Annotated in this window: 14 protein-coding genes and 1 pseudogene; 3 read left to right on the top strand and 12 right to left on the bottom strand. The window is 45.8% G+C overall.

All coding sequences use genetic code 11. From position 1 onward, the window contains the following. Nucleotides 1-114 precede the first annotated feature (114 nt). The 6 genes and pseudogenes from ric to KQI_RS0102570 all read right to left on the bottom strand — a co-directional run bounded on the left by ric (nucleotide 115) and on the right by KQI_RS0102570 (nucleotide 6,712). Nucleotides 115-822: an iron-sulfur cluster repair di-iron protein gene (gene ric, locus KQI_RS0102595; RefSeq protein WP_010345148.1), complete on the bottom strand. Its 708-nt coding sequence runs from the start codon at nucleotides 820-822 to the stop codon at nucleotides 115-117. A gap of 115 nt (nucleotides 823-937) precedes the next feature. Then, nucleotides 938-2,356, bottom strand: coding sequence for a protoporphyrinogen oxidase (gene hemY, locus KQI_RS0102590; protein WP_010345147.1), 1,419 nt, complete (start codon nucleotides 2,354-2,356; stop codon nucleotides 938-940). Beyond that, nucleotides 2,353-3,459 (bottom strand): TIGR04053 family radical SAM/SPASM domain-containing protein, encoded by a 1,107-nt coding sequence (locus tag KQI_RS0102585; protein WP_010345146.1) that lies wholly within the window; start codon nucleotides 3,457-3,459, stop codon nucleotides 2,353-2,355. The genes hemY and KQI_RS0102585 overlap by 4 nt, the downstream gene beginning before the upstream one ends. A 15-nt stretch (nucleotides 3,460-3,474) precedes the next feature. Beyond that, complete coding sequence (locus tag KQI_RS0102580; protein ID WP_029390002.1) at nucleotides 3,475-4,263, bottom strand: YwiC-like family protein; 789 nt, start codon at nucleotides 4,261-4,263, stop codon at nucleotides 3,475-3,477. Nucleotides 4,264-4,409: 146 nt separating this feature from the next. Next, nucleotides 4,410-4,742: pseudogene (locus tag KQI_RS26630) on the bottom strand (hypothetical protein); the annotation flags it as partial. Nucleotides 4,743-4,852: 110 nt separating this feature from the next. Further along, complete coding sequence (locus KQI_RS0102570; RefSeq protein WP_010345142.1) at nucleotides 4,853-6,712, bottom strand: stalk domain-containing protein; 1,860 nt, start codon at nucleotides 6,710-6,712, stop codon at nucleotides 4,853-4,855. A gap of 77 nt (nucleotides 6,713-6,789) precedes the next feature. Between KQI_RS0102570 and KQI_RS0102565 the strand changes: the two genes are divergently transcribed. After that, nucleotides 6,790-7,056, top strand: coding sequence for a hypothetical protein (locus tag KQI_RS0102565; protein ID WP_010345141.1), 267 nt, complete (start codon nucleotides 6,790-6,792; stop codon nucleotides 7,054-7,056). Between the two features lie 632 nt (nucleotides 7,057-7,688). Here the strand turns inward: KQI_RS0102565 and KQI_RS0102555 are convergent. Next, a complete protein-coding gene (locus tag KQI_RS0102555; RefSeq protein WP_010345139.1) occupies nucleotides 7,689-8,342 on the bottom strand; it encodes a hypothetical protein in 654 nt (217 codons plus the stop codon). A 112-nt stretch (nucleotides 8,343-8,454) separates the two neighbouring features. Further along, complete coding sequence (locus tag KQI_RS0102550; protein ID WP_010345138.1) at nucleotides 8,455-9,501, bottom strand: LacI family DNA-binding transcriptional regulator; 1,047 nt, start codon at nucleotides 9,499-9,501, stop codon at nucleotides 8,455-8,457. A gap of 340 nt (nucleotides 9,502-9,841) precedes the next feature. Between KQI_RS0102550 and KQI_RS0102545 the strand changes: the two genes are divergently transcribed. Next, nucleotides 9,842-10,894 carry a 2,3-butanediol dehydrogenase gene (locus KQI_RS0102545; RefSeq protein ID WP_010345137.1) on the top strand — a complete coding sequence of 351 codons (1,053 nt, stop codon included), beginning with the start codon at nucleotides 9,842-9,844 and terminating at the stop codon, nucleotides 10,892-10,894. A gap of 118 nt (nucleotides 10,895-11,012) precedes the next feature. On the opposite strand, the gene KQI_RS27655 is transcribed toward KQI_RS0102545, so the two are convergent. After that, nucleotides 11,013-13,004: an AraC family transcriptional regulator gene (locus KQI_RS27655; RefSeq protein WP_010345136.1), complete on the bottom strand. Its 1,992-nt coding sequence runs from the start codon at nucleotides 13,002-13,004 to the stop codon at nucleotides 11,013-11,015. Nucleotides 13,005-13,193: 189 nt separating this feature from the next. Here KQI_RS27655 and KQI_RS0102535 point away from each other — a divergent pair, with 189 nt between their 5' ends. Further along, the gene (locus KQI_RS0102535) at nucleotides 13,194-14,537 is read left to right on the top strand and encodes an amino acid permease (RefSeq protein ID WP_029390000.1); all 1,344 of its coding nucleotides are present in this window, start codon (nucleotides 13,194-13,196) and stop codon (nucleotides 14,535-14,537) included. A 220-nt stretch (nucleotides 14,538-14,757) separates the two neighbouring features. Here KQI_RS0102535 and KQI_RS0102530 read toward each other — a convergent pair whose 3' ends face one another. The 3 genes from KQI_RS0102530 to gdhA all read right to left on the bottom strand — a co-directional run bounded on the left by KQI_RS0102530 (nucleotide 14,758) and on the right by gdhA (nucleotide 17,521). Further along, the gene (locus KQI_RS0102530) at nucleotides 14,758-15,405 is read right to left on the bottom strand and encodes a nitroreductase family protein (RefSeq protein ID WP_010345133.1); all 648 of its coding nucleotides are present in this window, start codon (nucleotides 15,403-15,405) and stop codon (nucleotides 14,758-14,760) included. Between the two features lie 54 nt (nucleotides 15,406-15,459). Next, on the bottom strand, nucleotides 15,460-15,852 hold the full coding sequence (locus KQI_RS0102525) for a MarR family winged helix-turn-helix transcriptional regulator (RefSeq protein WP_029389999.1): 393 nt from the start codon (nucleotides 15,850-15,852) through the stop codon (nucleotides 15,460-15,462). A gap of 292 nt (nucleotides 15,853-16,144) precedes the next feature. After that, nucleotides 16,145-17,521 carry an NADP-specific glutamate dehydrogenase gene (gene gdhA, locus KQI_RS0102520; RefSeq protein ID WP_010345131.1) on the bottom strand — a complete coding sequence of 459 codons (1,377 nt, stop codon included), beginning with the start codon at nucleotides 17,519-17,521 and terminating at the stop codon, nucleotides 16,145-16,147. Between the last annotated feature and the right edge of the window lie 165 nt (nucleotides 17,522-17,686).

Raw genomic sequence — 17,686 nt, 5'->3', positions numbered from 1 at the left:
GTAATTCATTCATCTTTGTTCCCATTAGGGAATGTCCTATAGCGGTATAGAAAATCCCTTGTTCTATGGAAAGGTACAAAAAAGCCCCCCTCTGCCAAAGGGAAGCTTGTATAATTACATTTCGAGCTGCGCCTGTCTCGTACGTTCGATTAATGTGCAATTCTCAAGAAGAATATGATTGAAAATATCTGCTTCCAGGTCCTCTAACCGTCTCAAAACAAGTCGGTGCGTACCACAAGCTTCCTGTGTCGGCTCAAAGCCGTTCGTTATCAAGCGCAGCTCCTTGAGCAACTCCACCACATCCTGATGCTCATCTTGCAGCTTGGATACATACGGATTCAACGCGTTTGCCCCTTCCACTGTCGATTCCTGTAAAAACACTTGAATCATCGGAAACACAACGTTTTCCTCATTCTGAATATGGTCGGATAGCTCCTGTTTAAGCAAGGTAAAAAGCTCATTCACTCGCTGTAGATGCGGATACCGCTCGCCATGAACTCGCGTTAGTTTGGTTACATACGGCGTGAGTGCCGATAGTTCCTCGCGAAGCCTGGTATGATACGTATCCTGAATATAGGCGATTAGCTCTTTGGTTTCGAGTGAGGACGGCTGCATTTGCTTATGCTGCGCCTGACTTTCAGCCACTTCACGCACCTGTGCCAGCAGTTCACCAGCATGCAGCCCGCGGCTGGCAGCCGCTTCCCGGAGTGGTATTTTCCCGCCACAGCAAAAGTCAATCCGCAGTTTACGAAATAAATCTCCCGTTTTGGGAACCTCTTTCACAATATCAGCAACCCATGTTTCTTCCGTTAACTGGATCATTTTCTACTCCCCTATCTTGCCTTCAAGTTATTGTATTGTTCATTTCAACTCTACCTCTCCTTTCAATCTGAACCCATTAGGGAGTTCCCTCTTCTAAAGCAGGAAATAGCCTTCTTTACAAAGCTGAGATCAGCTGTTCAGCGGCATCCTTCCCTTGAGCGACACAATCCGGAATTCCAACGCCTTCATAACCGGCACCACACAAAAACACATTTGGAAAATGCTGTGACAAATCATGTCTTACCTTTGCCATGTGCTCTTTGTGACCAATCGGATATTGTGGCATCGATTCATTACACCGACTAACTTCGACGAATTCCGGCTCCGCTTTCAAGCCCATTAAATCCTTCAAGTCTTTGCGCGCGACATCCACAAGCTCATCATCCGTCATCTGCATCCATTCCTGTGCACCTGCATGTCCGATATATGCCCGTAACAGCGTATAACCTGCTGGAGCAGTATGGCTCCACTTGGTCGAGGACCACGTGCATGCTGTAATCCTTTTACCTTCCTTGCGCGGTACCAAAAATCCCGTTCCCTCAAAGGAAAGATTAAGCTCTGTATTTTTATAAGCAAGCGCAATATTGGCTACCGAAACATAGTTAATTTGATTGAGCAAGCTGGCACTCGCAACACCGGAAAATAATTTAGCCGCCTCGAAGGCTGGAACAGCACAGATCACTGCATCTGCATCTATGACTTGTCCATGATCCAGGATGACCTGATAACCGTCTTCTTTTGTTACTTCAGCCACACCCTGTCCCATAACAAAATGTACGGTATGCAGCCTCTCCTTTAACCGCTCCACGATGGTAGATAATCCTTGCCGATAGGAAAGAAACATGCTTTTCTTGGCGATCTCCGGCAATCGGTCAGATGCACCCGGCTTTCGGCCCGCTCCCTTAGCCATACCTATAATCAAACTTCGATGCTTTTGTTCCATCTGCTTAAATTGAGGAAAGGTTGACATTAAGCTGAGAGAATACGTGTCACCTGCGTAAATTCCAGATAGCAGAGGCTCTGTAATCTGGTCCAAAACTTCTTTGCCAAGACGCCGCTTAATAAAATCTCCCAGAGATTCGTCCATATCACCTTGCTTTGCGGGAAGGATTAAATCCAGGGCTGCGCGCGCTTTTCCCAGTGGAGAAATCAGCCCCGTCCGAATGAAGGGAGTTAACTTTGTTGGAATGCCTAAAATAAAGCCCATCGGCATGGTGTGCAGCTTGCCCTTATGCAAAATGGAGGCAGATTTGGCCTTCGGGTTTGTCGGCACCAGTTCTGATTCCAATCCCAAATCCATGGTCAGCTCCAGCATAGCCGTTTTTCTGGCCAGAAAAGCATCCGGTCCTTTTTCGATCAGAAAATCATGCTGACGAATGGTGTGCAGCTTTCCGCCTAGCCGATCGCTTTTCTCAACCAGCGTAATCTCTACCTCCATTTGCTTCTCCTCAGCCAGCTTTTTCACATAAAAGGCAGCGCTTAGACCACTTATTCCTCCACCTAGAATAACAACTTTTTTAGAACTCTTTTTCATAAAAATACTTTTCCTTCCTTAGCTCGAGGAGGTATATATGCACAGTAGGGATCACTCTCCAGATAATCTCCTGTTACTGCATAGGCCCTTGCTCTGGAGCCTCCGCAGACTGTATTGAATTCGCAGACCCCACATTTTCCTTTAAGCTGTGACTTATCTCTAAGATTGTTCATGATCGGAGAGTGCCGATAAATATGTGCTAGGCTATCTTCTCGTACATTACCGCATGCAAGGGGCAGGAAACCACTCGGGTATACCTCACCGATATGACTGATAAAAACAAATCCATCTCCATCATTCACGCCTTTAGGGGCGCGTCCCAACACATCTGCCCTTTTGGGCTCGAAGGCTGCTCCCTGCTTACTGGCTATACGCTTTTCCTGCAGTACAACTCTCCGATAATGAGGCGCTTCTGTAGCCTTTACACCGTAAGGCATCTGCTGCTGTATTTGATACAACCACTTCATTACTGCTTCATGCTCATCAGGAGTAATCATATCCTTCTCCATACCACGCCCGGTTGGAACAAGGAAAAACAAGCTCCATAACACCGCCTGCATTTCCTTTACCTTCTCTGCAATCTGCTCCAGATCGTGAAGGTTGTACCGGGACACGGTCGTGTTTACTTGGATAGGAATGTTCATTTCCTTCAAATAGCCGATTCCGCGCATGGTCGTAGCGTAAGAGCCCACAGTTCCCCGAAAATGATCGTGAATGTCTGCGCATGAGCCGTCCAGGCTAAAAGCCCATCGGGATAAGCCAACCTGCTTTGCTTTTTCAACCGCTGCTCGTGTCACTTTAGGAGTGGCACTCGGAGTCATGGAAACCGACAGCTTTTTCTCATCGATGGCGTATTGAGCCAACTCAAATAAATCAGGGCGCGCCAAAGGATCTCCGCCTGTGAAAACCAGCAGCGGATGATTCATTTCAGCGATTTGATCGATCAGTCGCTTGCCCTCTTCTAATGTCAGCTGACGAGGATCAGGCTTATACTGGGCTTCCGCTCTACAATGGAGGCATTTTAAAGCACAAGCTCGCGTTACCTCCCAAATGACGATAAACGGGTTTTCGCGATAATCTCGCGGTGTTTCCAAAGATATCATTGATGTCTCTCCTTTTTAGAAATATAAAAATAACACAGATACATAGAGCATCAATGAAAATCCAATTTCAGCCATGCCAACTTGTTTTGCCTTTAAATCGAATTTAGGAAGCCATATCGCTCGTAATAATAAAATTAAAAAAGGAATAGCCAAGAATACCTTTATCCAGGCAGCAAACAGCACAATGATCAGGTGATAGAGGATAGAAGCATGATAGTAGCGTATATTTTTTCTTTCACGGATGATCGTTTTTACATAAAGAGCAGTTCCCGTAAAGTAAGTCACCAAAAGCAAAAATAGCTCCGTGGATATTCTCCAGTTCCCCGCCTCACCAATATGAGCTACAGGGTAAATAAAAGAACAAAAAAGTAAAATTGCAATAATATCATTGAGCAAGGCGCGTTCATTTTTCATTTTTGCATAGTATATATTGGCCATAAAAAAGAACAGCAGCAGAACTCCATACCAGATCAACGCAGGCTTAATCCATACCAGTGAAACTAATAAGGGAAGCATTATCGCTCCGTTTACAACAACAGGCTTGCGGTATCTCACACGGTTTCCTGTTTTGATCCATTGGAGGACAGGAAAACTGAATAAATAGATAAAAAACCAGCACGCGAATAGTAGTATATGAATAAATTCCCCTTGAGAGGCCGCTAAACCGAATAAAAATGGAAGAATGAGCATTGCCCAGGCTCCATGCTGATTGGGAATGTATCTACTGATCCCCATCAAATACTTGATCCTTTTTTCACAATGTTTAATGCCTTTATTGCTTTGGTTAATCGATTCATCATCCATTCCCCCAAAATTAAATTTTTTACCTTCTTTAATTCTAATTATTCTTTCCAGTTGAACCAATCAGGGAGTTCCCTGATTCATATCGGGGAATAGCCTAGCCGGGGAACCATGCTGTCTACTCATCATGCCATTCATCATTTACTTTTTTACAAAAATGTACCAAAGTAATCATTCAGCACTTCCTGCGAGTATCTGGCATATCCCCACACCTCCATAACTACGTCGCGTTCCTGCTTGCTGGACGGGAACACATCTTTCCAACGCTTCTCCAATTGCCGCGCACCGTTTTGAGCTTCACAGTCCTGAACGGCTGCGAGCATGTTATGAAGTATGGCAATATCCTGATCAGAAACCTCGAAATCTTCTTCTTTACAGAACAATTCAAGATCCATCCAGCAATAGAGAAGATGATTCAGGCGAACACCACCCCATTTGATTCGTTCAAAATTCAGTACATTCAAATCTTCATTGACGTATTCCCCAGCGGGGATCAAAATAAGTTGAGATTTCCGAATAACAAAGGCGTACCGGAATTGGTACGCCTTTGAGCTGTTCAATGTGAGCTTAGCTGCAATGCACTTGGGTCGGATTACTTGACCAAATTGAGCTTCGCATCCTTAATATCATACAAAGTCCCTTTATTACGATCTGCAAGCTTTTTCATTTGTTTGTTGGCCAGTCCATTGGCAGGCACGATGGCATTAAAAACAACACCATTTTTCTGTAATTGCTCGTTTATTTCATCTACTGAAAAACGGGCTTTATCCGGCGCTGTACTTTTATCGTGAACCGGGGCATCTGTAATAAAAATGATCGTTTTGGAATTCGAATTTTTCGGGAATTTGCTTATAGCCAGCTGGATGGCCTCCAGTCCCGATTCCTTCAAATCCCCGCCAGCGGAAGGACGCAGCGGATTTACATTACCTTTTAACTTGTTTTTATCCGCCGTAAACTCAAAGAACTCTAAATCCTTATCTGCCTTCAGATTGATATCCCGAAATGCAACAACAGCAAATTGGGAGCCTGCCGGAACAGAATCAACAAAGCCTTTTACCTTCTGTTTCACATAATCGAGCGTTCCAGTCATACTACTCGTCACATCAATGACGAACACAATATCAGTCGACTTGGTAAGAGTCGTGGAAATCTGTTTCAGAACCGGCACATTGGATTGTGGTTCAGGCTTGTCCTCGTTTTCCTCTATTAATTGTTCACTTTCACTGGTCGTCAAAACCTGTGGCGGGGTAAGTGAAATCACAACACTCTGCGCTGGAACATTCCATTTCACCTTCGCTCCCAGCGCCTCACTTACAAAGCGAATAGGAACCATCACTTTGCCGTTAATGAGTCTTGGCGCTGCATTGAGCCGCACTAGTTTCCCATTGATATAGGCATCTCTGGAGCCCACGGTCAGCTTGATCGTTGTATTGCCTTTGGTTGCGGTCACGGTCTTCGTAGCGCCGTCCCATTTCACCTTCGCACCAAGCGCCTCAAAAACAGCGCGAAACGGCACCAGCATACTCCCGCTAATGGAGGTTGCAGGCTGCTCATATTGCTGCTGCTTCCCATCAATAAACACCAAAACCTGCCCAGCTTTGTTATGATTCACAGGAACAAATTGGGGGACAGACGCTGCCGAATTTCCCGACTGATCAATCATTTTAATATAAAAGTAGTATCCGCCTGTGGCCAAGTCCAGGTTACTCAAAGAGTAGTTAAATGTTGTTTTCGGATCGAACTGAATCCGTTTAACCAATTGGGCATCCGAATTTTTGACCATTACGTATGAGGTATATGTCGGTTGAATATCTTTCATTTTTAAACGAACTGTAAATGACGTACCTGAAGAGTTCATCGTAAATGTACCTGGAAAATTCTCGCCAGATGGTATGGACAAAGGGATTTCCGGTGACTCATCAACCGAAACGTCTTCTTTAGACTCTATGACAGGCTGCGTTGGTTGAGGCTCGACGACTGGTTGAGAAACCTCGGGTTTGGTGACAACGGGAGTCTCTTGCGTCTTGGTCTCCACATCAGGCTGCGTCACTTTGGGTTCTTCAACGGGTTGATCTGCTTTTAATTCCCCGTCAGACCCTTCCATGATGGAGCCTATAGGAATCACTATATGATTTTCTGATCCTGCACTAGGCGCTGGCTGCGAATCCGCAATTGTAATGGTTGAATTCGTATAATCTACTGTAAAGCCACTGGAAGGAATTTCAGTAAGGTTACTGTACAGACGAATTGGTGTACCAGGTATAATCATATTCTCAAGATTAAATTTAAACACTCTGTTGACACCATTGCCATCCTCAAGTAAGAGCTTAAGCTTGTCTCCCTCTCTGAGTACAATTGAAGTGGCAGCGTGAACACTTTCCGTACCCACCGTTAACCAACCCGTGAGTATCGTTGAAAACATGAGCAGAAGCATCGTCTTCTTGAACTTCATCCTTATTTCCCCTTTTTGGAATCTCTGATCTATTTGGTAAATCATATCATAGGACCGGGTGTAGATCATGTCATCTAATGACAGTTTTGGATATGGCAGCTCACTTTTTTCAAGCAGCTCTATACCACGTTCTGCTCATGAGTTCAATATCTCTGCATGAAACCTCCGATTCCTCCTATCGGGACGAGCAAGGCAACCGAAAACATCGACTGGTGAAGTATCTGGGAGCTCCGAGCGATGAAGAGGCTATAAAGATCAGAACGGATTTGCGCAAGCGTTCCAAGGCCGGATGCTGTGTCATTCATATGAAGCTTCACGGTTCGGACGGCTCCATCCATCGGTAACATACGTTTGAGATACGCAGGCCTTCCAGCATCCAACTCAAAATGATTGTTTGATTGAATATAACAGGAATAGACTTGAAAAAGGAACGTATGTTCCGTATAATCTAACTTAGCAATTTGCACAATCCTGGACTAACGGAGATGCGGACATGGACCATAAATTTATTGAGGAACTGCGCGAAATCAGCAGAAATGACAAGCGGAGATCCGAATTTCTTATCAAGGGTATGAAGGAAACACTTCAGGAAAGAAAAGAAAAAAACTTTATAGAGAGATGGATTTGGCGACAAAAGAGCAAGAAGCGTATCGCGCGGAGATTTAAATCCTGATAGATCTAACAACGAGACTTAAATAATCCTGCCTGTAATCAAGTATATAAAAACATCGGCTTCACTGTGGCTGTAAAATCACTGATATTCAGTTTGAGTTATAGTTCCTACAGAAAACGTACTGTCAATTCAATCAAGGGAGGACCCGTAAAACCATCTTTGTGGCCGGGCTCCCTCTTTTCAGTTTATCTATAAGCCCACCTTATGGATTGTGGCACAAGGCATAAAAGTCGTGATGCTCGCAGAGGAAAAGCACAAATAAGCCGCTCCTCAGGTAGAGAAGCGACCATCATGTTATTTGCTTTAATATGGATTATCCAGCTTTACAAGCAAAGCACGAATGATTTCCTTCTCCGTCGTAGTAAGCTTTTGTCCTGCCTGCCATTGCCGGATTTCCTTCTTGACTACCTTCGTTTCCCGATAACTAAGACTGTACGCGATGCTCCCGATGCCTTGTTCGCGGTATGATTTGTCCGTAGTATTGGCCAATGCTCGGGTCATCGCTGTCTTATCCCTTGTGAATAATTCCCCCATAATGGCAGCATAGCTTTCGCTTGAAGCCCCATCCAATCCGCCAGAGGCCTGGATCACATTTGGAAAGCTTTCCGATGGAATATAAGCTCGTTGTCTATACAGATATTCGATAACCTCCAAGCTTTGTTTTCCACTAACCTTGTTAAACGTTTCCCACTGTATGCCCGCCAAATGATCTGTTATGCAGCGTACTTTTTCTTCATCACTGAGGGATGAATCCTTGTAAAAGGACAGCACCTGCTCCTCTTTACTTTGCCGGGTTTGCTGCGTATTGGATGCATTTTGCATTGGCTTCCCGGCACTTTTTCCAGAGGGCGACGCAGCATCAGTATGCTGTTCCACCGGACTGGAAGCACATCCTATAGTAACGGACAGCAATAGTAAAGTACAAACTACAGATACGAACATGCTGCTTTTTGACACGAGTCCACTCTCCTGTCCAAACAAACAATGGTATTACAATTGCTAGACTATTTAAATCCTACTGCTCTTGCGGCTGTTCATCCATCGTTATAACGATGGAAAGGTTCCTCAGCTAGACTTCTGCTCCATCACGTCCAACCGTAGGCTTACGGATCACAGAGACGCTTGATTCCCTGACGATCAGGCGGGGCTCGAATTGCACACGCTCATAATCACCCGGTGTCTGCTCCTGAATCCGCTTAAGCAGCAGCTCTGCAGCCAATCGTGCCACCTCTTCCCCCATGATGGAAACAGAACTGATTTGCGGCGTCGTTACCGTTGCCCACAGATTGTTATCAATGCCGACGACAGCAACCTCATCCGGCACTTTGACGCCCAAATCCTTAAAGCGATTGACAATGCCAATCGCCACCATATCGTTCACCGCATAAATAGCATCCGGCATATGCTTTAGGCTGTAAAAATAATCGGCCGCACGCAGCCCTGTCTCAAAGGAGAAATCATCGCCAAAATAAACGAGTGAAGGGTCCACATGCTGGAGAGACTGCTCATAAGCAAAGTATCTTTCCTCGATTTTGTCCTTTGCAGCACCTGCATAAGCAATTCTCGTTCTCCCGATTTTAAGCAAATGCTCCATCACAAGCCGTCCCTCTTGCCGTGCCAGGCTTACGATATCTGCTTTTACATTTTCGCCCAGCTTCTTGCCATAATTAATGATGGATACGGGAACGCTGGACTTGTTGATCAGATCGACCAGCATTTTAGGGTATGCCAGTGGCATAATAATAAGTCCGTCCACATGCAGCTTCTTAACCTCCCGAACCGTTTCAAGCTCCATTCTGGCATTGCCGGCGGTATTAATCTGCACCACACGGTAGCCATGCTGCTTGGCTGCCTGCTCTACAGACCAGGCGATCTCAGGAATGATTGCATTGCGAATATCCGGCACGGCCAGCGCAATTTGGCGTGTCTGGCGTACCTTCAAGCTTTGTGCTGAGGTATTGGGGGTAAACCCCATTTCTTCAATCACCTGCAAAATCAACGCTTTCGTCTTCGGGCTGATACCCTCACTATCGTTAATAGCTCTGGAGACAGTCGCAATACCTACCCCTGCCCGCTTGGCTACATCCTCTATGGTTACTTTCTTTTGATCTGTCACACCCAAAATCCTTTCAAAAAACGGAATCGTTTTCCGACTTTCTAAAATGTAGTTTCGATATTGATATTATACCATAGAATGAGCCTCTGAAAATGAAAGCAGTTTCTTCATTATCTCTGCTTCACCTGAAAAATCCGCCCAATCTCTTGAATGAAAACGATGAGCCAAAATAGCGCCACAGTCACAAGTGATTATATTCACAAAAAAATCAAGTGCTTTTTGTACGAAATTGGTTTGACAATGTGTAAAAACTGTGACATATTATCTTTCGGAAACGTTTCCTATTTCATTCGCTTTTATAGCAGTAAATGATCATATATTCGTCAAGGAGATGACAGACATGCAAGCATTGAGATGGCATGGAGTAAAAGACTTACGTTTGGAAAACATTGATCAGCCCGCTGCTCTGGCAGGCAAAGTGAAAATTAAAGTAGAATGGTGTGGCATTTGCGGAAGTGACCTTCATGAATATGTAGCAGGACCGATCTTCATTCCACAGGGTGCTAACCATCCATTGACTGGTGAAAAAGCTCCGATCGTAATGGGACATGAATTCTCTGGACAAGTGGTCGAAGTCGGCGAAGGTGTAACCAAAATTCAGGTTGGCGACCGCGTGGTCGTAGAACCCATTTTTGCATGTGGAGAATGCACTGCATGTAAACAAGGCAAATATAATCTTTGCGATAAAATGGGCTTCCTCGGTCTGGCAGGCGGCGGCGGTGGATTTTCGGAATACGTTGCAGCTGACGAGCACATGGTTCACAAGATTCCAGATAGCGTCTCTTTCGAGCAGGGCGCTTTGGTAGAACCTTCAGCCGTTGCTTTGTATGCTGTTCGTCAAAGCCAGCTGAAAGTCGGCGACAAGGCCGTCGTATTTGGGGCCGGTCCTATCGGCTTGCTGGTTATTGAAGCCTTGAAAGCTTCGGGTGCATCTGATATTTATGCAGTAGAGCTTTCCGAGGAACGCAAAGCTAAAGCCGAAGAGTTGGGTGCTATCGTGCTTGATCCTAAAGCTTACGATGTCGTGCAGGAGCTGCACAAACGGACCAACGGAGGTGTAGATGTAGCCTATGAAGTCACTGGAGTACCGCCTGTGCTGACTCAAGCGATCGAATCTACCAAAATCAGCGGACAAATTATGGTCGTCAGCATTTTTGAAAAAGAAGCTCCGATCAAGCCTAACAATATCGTCATGAAGGAACGCAATCTGACGGGTATTATCGGCTACCGTGATGTGTTCCCGGCTGTCATCAGCCTGATGGAAAAAGGCTATTTCCCTGCGGACAAGCTGGTTACCAAACGTATTAAGCTCGAAGAAGTGATTGAGCAAGGCTTTGAAGGCCTCCTGAAAGAAAAAAATCAAGTTAAAATCCTCGTATCTCCGCAATCCTAATATAGAAGCAAAATCAGATGTCTGCCATGTGCAGGCATCTTTTTTATCAAAAAAAGCGCTCCCTTCCTGCGGCATGCGACCGTCAAGATGAGTAGCGCTTTTTGAATTTCACTCCAAATTATTGAATTACACTTTTCAGAACATCATCAATCATTTGTCCATTCGCAATCGTCCCCGTATACAACCAGCTCGAATCTTTGCCAAAATCGTATACATGACCAGCTTTTACAGCTGGAATTCCCGCCCACACAGGATCTTTTATAATTTCTTCTTTACTTGCGTTTTTGCTGTTCACGATAAAGATATAATCCGCATCCAGCTCTGCCAGCTTCTCCAGCGATAAATTACTCCAGTTTGCCTTGGCAGTTTTGGAGATTTCCTGTACGACCTGAGGAATCTTGAAGCCCAAGTCCTTATACAATACATCACCGCTGGATAGGTTCTGGTTCACGACATACACGTTTTTATCCGTTACCCACAAGGCTGCTGCGGTTTTTTGCCCAACCGTCTGACTCAGCTTGGCCTTGGCTTCTGCCGCTTTTTTGTCATAGCTGCTTAATGCCTGCTTCGCTTCACTGCTCTTATTCAGCACCTCACCCACGGTCAACAGCTCTTGACGCCAATCGTTATTCATATTACTGCCTACAACATAGGTAGGAGCGATTTTAGAGTATTGATTATATTTGTCGCCCTCTACCATGCTCGCACTATCCATAATGATTAAATCAGGCTTGAAGTTCAGAACGGCTTCAAACGGAAGGTCAGAAGCGATGGTAGGAACATCCTTGAGTTCTTTTTGCAAGTAAGCCTGAACCGAATTTTTACCTACCGACCATTGAGCTACGGGTTTAACACCCAGCGCAACCAGATGATCCTCCAGATACGAAGCAATGACACGCTGAGGCTGAGCCGGAATCTTCACCTCATGTCCAAGTGCATCTTTCAGCACCCGTTCTTGTGAGGCTTGCTCCGCTGTATTGTTGGTCCCTTGGGACGTATCTTCCGTTGCCGCAGGACTGGATGTGCCTGAGCATGCACTGAGCAGTAGCGTAAAACTAAGCAATAAAATAAATGCCATGGAATGCCTTGCGTTTCTATTCATTCGTAAAATCCCTTCATCGTAATTTTGATAATGATTATTATCCTCATTAACAGTATGCAGGGCACCACTTTTCGAATCAATGGAACATCCGGACATGGGTAATGGATTATCCAGACGTTCATCTCTTACAAAAGCAGATGAATGTAAGCTGTCCCGGTAATGAACCGGGGATACACCAGTATATTTTTTGAATGCCCGGCTAAAGAAATAGACATCCGGGTATCCCACACTGACAGCAATATCCTGTAAAGTAGCATCCGTCTTCCGCAGAAGCTCCTTCGCCTTGTCCATTCGCAGCTGGATCAGATACATAATCGGGCTGCAATCTGTTTGTTTTTTAAATAATCGGGTCAGGTGCCTTGGACTGCATTCCAGCAAGCCGGCCAAACGCTCCAACGTTATGGACTCCGCATAATGTACCTCCATAAACCGAATCGCCTGTGTCACCATATCCCGCGCGGGGATGTGCGCCTTCTGTTCCTGATATTGGCGCATAAATTCATATGCAAAATCAAAGAACCTGCTTTGAGCCTGTACCCTCGACAATGCATCCTGATCCTGCCATGCACGCTCCAGCAGTTGCAGCTTTTGATACAGCATAACCGGATATGGCGGTACAAAGCCATGAGCTATAGCTGGAACATTATACACCGTGTGTCCCGATACAGAAGTCGCTTTATATAGTACAAGAAAATATTCGATCCCTCGGTTCGAGGGAGCCATTTTCAGTTCGAAGCCTTTGCTGCCATGCAGTATGTACCCTGAATATGCTGTATCATTCCATTCATCCCCCAAGCGCACACTACCGTGTAGCACCAAAATAAAAGCCTGCGCTGGCAGACGATATGATCGAAGCAGCTCTTCGGGTTCCAGTCGAATATGCCGGATATCGATAATACGGATCGATGAATGGAGCCATGCGGACATCAGTCTGTTCAGCTCATCAGCTTCATGTCCCTTGCCTGTCCCGCTTTGGGAGCCTGCCTGCTTTTTCCGATCCTGCTTCACTGATTAAAGCCTCCGCTTCATAAAATAACCATACTATTTTTCCAAATCAACCTCATTATATATCATTCTCTTCATTGATCCTATTTCTTTCATTTCCTAATTGGATATTTTCATGTAGTATTAGTCTAATTGAAGTAACCCTGTTTGGGCTATGCTGAAGCTATGCATTTTATGAAGGAGGATTTCGGATTGAAATCAAATGAAGCAACTTTGCACAAAAAGCTGCGTCCAAGGCATATTACCTTTATGGCTATGGGCGGAGTCATCGGGACCGGTATTTTTAAAGGAAGTACCGAAACGATTAGCTTGGCAGGACCTGGAGTTATTTTATCCTATGTCTTTGCGGGGCTTTTGCTTCTGGTCGTTATGGGGGCAATTGCCGAGATGGCTACCGTCTACCCCAACATGAATATGAAGGATTTTATTCGCAAAGCTTTTGGAGAACGGCTTTCGTTTATCATCGGCTGGTTGTATTGCTTCATGTGGCTGGCAGTCTGTGTCATTGAGGTCATCGCTGCGGGAAGCTTCCTGCAATACTGGCTGCCGGATGTCCCCTTATGGATACTCAGTTTGGCGAGCGCGGCTTTTATTATTGTCGTCAACATGCTGAGTGTCGGCGGTTTTGGGGAACTGGAATTTTGGCTTGCGGGTATCAAGATTGCCATGATTATCATCTTTATCGCGTTGGGTGGCTGTATACTGTTCGGCATCATCCCTACTGAAACTCCGCCCTATCTGAGCAACTACATACAGCATGGCGGATTTCTTCCCAATGGCTGGCTGGCTATCTTTTCGGCGCTGCTGGTCGTTACCTTTTCCTATGGGGGGTCCGAACTGATCGGACTGACGTTGACAGAGACAGAAAATCCGGAAAAAGTGCTGCCTAAGGTGGTTAAAAGCTTTATTTTTCGCGTTGTCTTATTTTACACATTGCCGATTCTCATCATTTGTGGCTTGGTTCCCTGGAATCAGCTGGATGCGAATACCAGTCCGTTTGTACAGGTACTGTCTTCGGTAGGGCTTCAAAGCTCGGCCCATGTCATGAACTTTATCCTGATCACTGCTGTACTGTCTGCCGCCAATTCGGGGATTTACGGTGCTACCCGCATGCTGCATTCACTGGCAGTCAATGGGGAAGGGCCCAGATCACTTGCGCGGGTATCATCGAATGGAGTGCCGGTGAATAGCCTCAAATTGTGCGCTGTGATTCTGATTGTGGGCTCCATGGTTGCTTATATCGATCAAGACGGACTATTCCGTATTTTGATGGCTGTACCTGGCTTTGTCGTGCTGCTCGTCTGGAGCTGTATTTGCCTTTCCCAGTTGAAACTGCGCAAATCCTATCCCATAGAGCCAAGCTTCAAAATATGGGGATTTCCCTATATCACAGCAATAACCATTGGATGTCTGTGGGTGATTGCATTTCTGTTCCTGCTGGACACGCAAAATCGGATCAGCATTAGCGTATGCGTGGCTTTCATGGCATTCTTGATCATCTGGTCTTTGGTAAAGTTCCGGAGAAAGCAGGCATAAGCAGCTTATGATTCAATCGTATTTGTTTACACTGCCTTTTCTCATCGTGCAATATCGCAGACATGGCTATATTCACAAGGCTAGAGCATGGCTGCTTTACCTGAACCGCTGACCCTGCTGATACGCCGGGAAGCTAAAGGTAACCTAAAAACAGGCGGACCAAAGGAAGTTCCTTTGTCCGCCTGTTTTTATTTTGCATATAAACGATAGCTCGTAGCTCTTATTTCCACTGTGCAATTTGCTCAATGGGCAAGCGTGTGGACGGATGACCGTCGTTGACTCCTTTACCCATGGAAATGAGCATTACAGGTACATAACGATCTTTATCCAGACCAAAGGCTTCAGCAATTCTAGCCTTGTCATAACCACCGATAGGGTTGGTGTCGTAGCCGTGAGCACGCGCTACCAGCATGAGCTGCATAGATACCAGACCACCGTCGATCAGCACCGTTTCTTTGTTCACAACCGGATCAAGCGCTGCAAAATGGGCCGCTACTTTCTCCTGCTGCATTTCCTTTACATCCTTTGGCATATAGCCCAGTTCTACAGCTTCTCCGAAAATTTGCTCAAAATAATCAAAGTTATTCAAATCTCCGAACACTGCGATCACTGCCGAAGATGTCTCCACTTGACGTTGGTTAAAACTTGCCAGTGGTGCAAGGGTTGCTTTGCCCTCTGGGCTGTCAATCACGAGAAAACGCCATGGCTGCAGGTTAACGGAAGATGGAGCGCGTGTAGCTTCCGTCAAAATCTCAGTCATTTCCTCGCGGCTGATCTTCACAGACGGATCGTATACTTTAATAGAACGACGTCCGAGTGCGATTTCTTTAAAATCATTCGTTTTTACGGTTGTGTTCGTATTGCTCATTCAAATCTCTCCTTGTTCCCCTGTGGGTATAATTTGTTATGATAGGAATTTCAGTCAGTCCATGTCGGAAATATGACCATTCATGACTTGCAGCATATCAGCTAGCTGTCGCCGTTGCGCCTCGTCGAAGCTTTGGAGCAGCCGATCCACAAACTGTGTGCGCTCCTGCCTAAAGGTGATAATATGCTCACGCCCATAATCGGTCAGGCTTACCAAAGTAACCCTGTTGTCCTCTGGCTTGGTGCGTCGTGTGACCATAGCATTCGCCTCAAGCTGCTTCAAATGGCGAGTTACGGCTGCGGCATCGATGCCAACCTCTTTTTGCAGCAGAGTTTGACTAATCTCCTCCACTTGATACAGCTTGCACAACAGCTGCAATCTGGATGCGCTGATGCCTGCACAACGCTCAAACTTGGAGCTCATCTGCTTGTTCAGCAACAACAGCATTTCAAAAATATACTCAGCCTCAGATGATGATTGGGTGATAGCAATCACTCCTCCTTTAAGCATGTCGCCGGGCTTCGCGATTCAATCTTTGACCCATCAATGATTGATCCATCAAGTAATATACATCCTCTTTATAAATAAATCAAGTCCCTGAGAAAAATAAAGGGTCTCTTGGCAAATAAAAGCTGAGCGTCCTCGCGAGGAACACTCAGCTTCTCTTTTTATTAGCTTGCTTATTCAATATACGTGTACTCACTTATTTCTCTTACTTGTGTCCTGAGCTGCCGTTGCCTTAGACAATCCCGTGGGACAGCATAGCGTCAGCCACACGAACGAATCCAGCGATGTTCGCCCCGACAACCAGATTGCCAGGTACGCCGTATTCCTCAGCCGCTTTCACGCTGTTAGCATAGATATTTTTCATAATATCATGCAGCTTGGTGTCCACTTCCTCAAAGGTCCATGACAAGCGCATGCTGTTCTGTGACATTTCGAGTGCAGAGACCGCAACCCCGCCTGCATTGGCAGCTTTGGCTGGCCCAAACAGTACTCCACCGTTCAAAAATACTTCAATCGCTTGTAGCGTGGATGGCATATTAGCCCCCTCACCCACAGCTTTTACGCCATTGCTCACCAGCAGTTGTGCTGCATGCTCGTCAATTTCGTTCTGTGTAGCACATGGCAGTGCGATATCGCATGGAATCGACCAGATGCCGGCACAGCCCTCTGTATATATTGCGTCTGGACGCTCTTGGGTATACTCGCTAATCCGCAGACGGCTCACTTCTTTGATCTGCTTCACCAGTTCCAAGTCAATGCCTTCGGGATCATAGATGTAGCCGTTCGAATCACTACAAGCAACGACTGTAGCACCGAGTTGCTGTGCCTTTTCAATCGCATAAATGGATACATTCCCCGAGCCCGACACGACCACTCGCTTACCTTCAAAGGACGATCCCTGAGCCTGCAGCATCTCATTTACAAAGTACACACAGCCATAACCTGTCGCTTCTGTACGTGTGAGGCTGCCTCCGTAATGAACCCCTTTACCTGTCAGGACACCGCCTTCATGTCCTCCGCGAATCCGCTTGTACTGCCCGAACAGGTAACCAATCTCACGGCCGCCTACCCCAATATCCCCTGCCGGAACGTCGGCATCCGGGCCGATATATTTGTACAGCTCGGTCATGAAGCTTTGTGTAAAGCGCATAACTTCGTTATCTGATTTCCCTTTGGGATCAAAATCGGAGCCGCCTTTGCCACCACCAATAGGGAGACCTGTCAATGCATTTTTGAAAACTTGCTCAAAGCCCAAAAATTTGACGATTCCCAGATATACAGACGGATGGAAGCGAAGTCCACCTTTATAAGGACCAATCGCACTGTTAAACTGTACGCGGAAGCCGCGGTTGACCTGTACATTCCCTGCATCATCCACCCAAGGCACACGGAAGGTAATAACACGCTCCGGCTCCACCAGCCGTTCCAAAAGCCCCTGTTGCATATACTTTGGATGCTTAGCCAGCACGGGAACCAACGAATCCAATATTTCCTTGACGGCCTGATGGAATTCATTTTCATGAGGATTGCGCGCGATAACCTTTTCAAAAACGGACTGCACATATTCGGCTGCTGCCTGTTGACTCTGCTCTGAACGGATAATGGTCACTTTTCAATACACCCCTTTATAATTAGCCCCTCTGCTGGATGATGATCCGAGTTGAACTACACCCGCGAGAGTGGAATTTATGTATTCATAAAATTTAGTTAACTATACATGATTTTTAATATAAATACATCTAATTTGCTTATAAAAATAATTTGTCCCCTATAT

Origin of the sequence: Paenibacillus peoriae KCTC 3763, from assembly GCF_000236805.1 — a bacterium.
Taxonomy (GTDB): Bacteria; Bacillota; Bacilli; order Paenibacillales; family Paenibacillaceae; genus Paenibacillus; species Paenibacillus peoriae.
This window is presented reverse-complemented; position numbering and strand designations above follow the sequence as displayed.

Bases quoted from the DNA above. Each gene is read 5' to 3' on its own strand.
- ric (WP_010345148.1), bottom strand. From the start codon at position 822: ATGATCCAGTTAACGGAAGAAACATGGGTTGCTGATATTGTGAAAGAG.
- hemY (WP_010345147.1), bottom strand. From the start codon at position 2,356: ATGAAAAAGAGTTCTAAAAAAGTTGTTATTCTAGGTGGAGGAATAAGT.
- KQI_RS0102585 (WP_010345146.1), bottom strand. From the start codon at position 3,459: ATGATATCTTTGGAAACACCGCGAGATTATCGCGAAAACCCGTTTATC.
- KQI_RS0102580 (WP_029390002.1), bottom strand. From the start codon at position 4,263: ATGGATGATGAATCGATTAACCAAAGCAATAAAGGCATTAAACATTGT.
- KQI_RS0102570 (WP_010345142.1), bottom strand. From the start codon at position 6,712: ATGAAGTTCAAGAAGACGATGCTTCTGCTCATGTTTTCAACGATACTC.
- KQI_RS0102565 (WP_010345141.1), top strand. From the start codon at position 6,790: ATGACAGTTTTGGATATGGCAGCTCACTTTTTTCAAGCAGCTCTATAC.
- KQI_RS0102545 (WP_010345137.1), top strand. From the start codon at position 9,842: ATGCAAGCATTGAGATGGCATGGAGTAAAAGACTTACGTTTGGAAAAC.
- KQI_RS0102530 (WP_010345133.1), bottom strand. From the start codon at position 15,405: ATGAGCAATACGAACACAACCGTAAAAACGAATGATTTTAAAGAAATC.
- KQI_RS0102525 (WP_029389999.1), bottom strand. From the start codon at position 15,852: ATGCTGTTGTTGCTGAACAAGCAGATGAGCTCCAAGTTTGAGCGTTGT.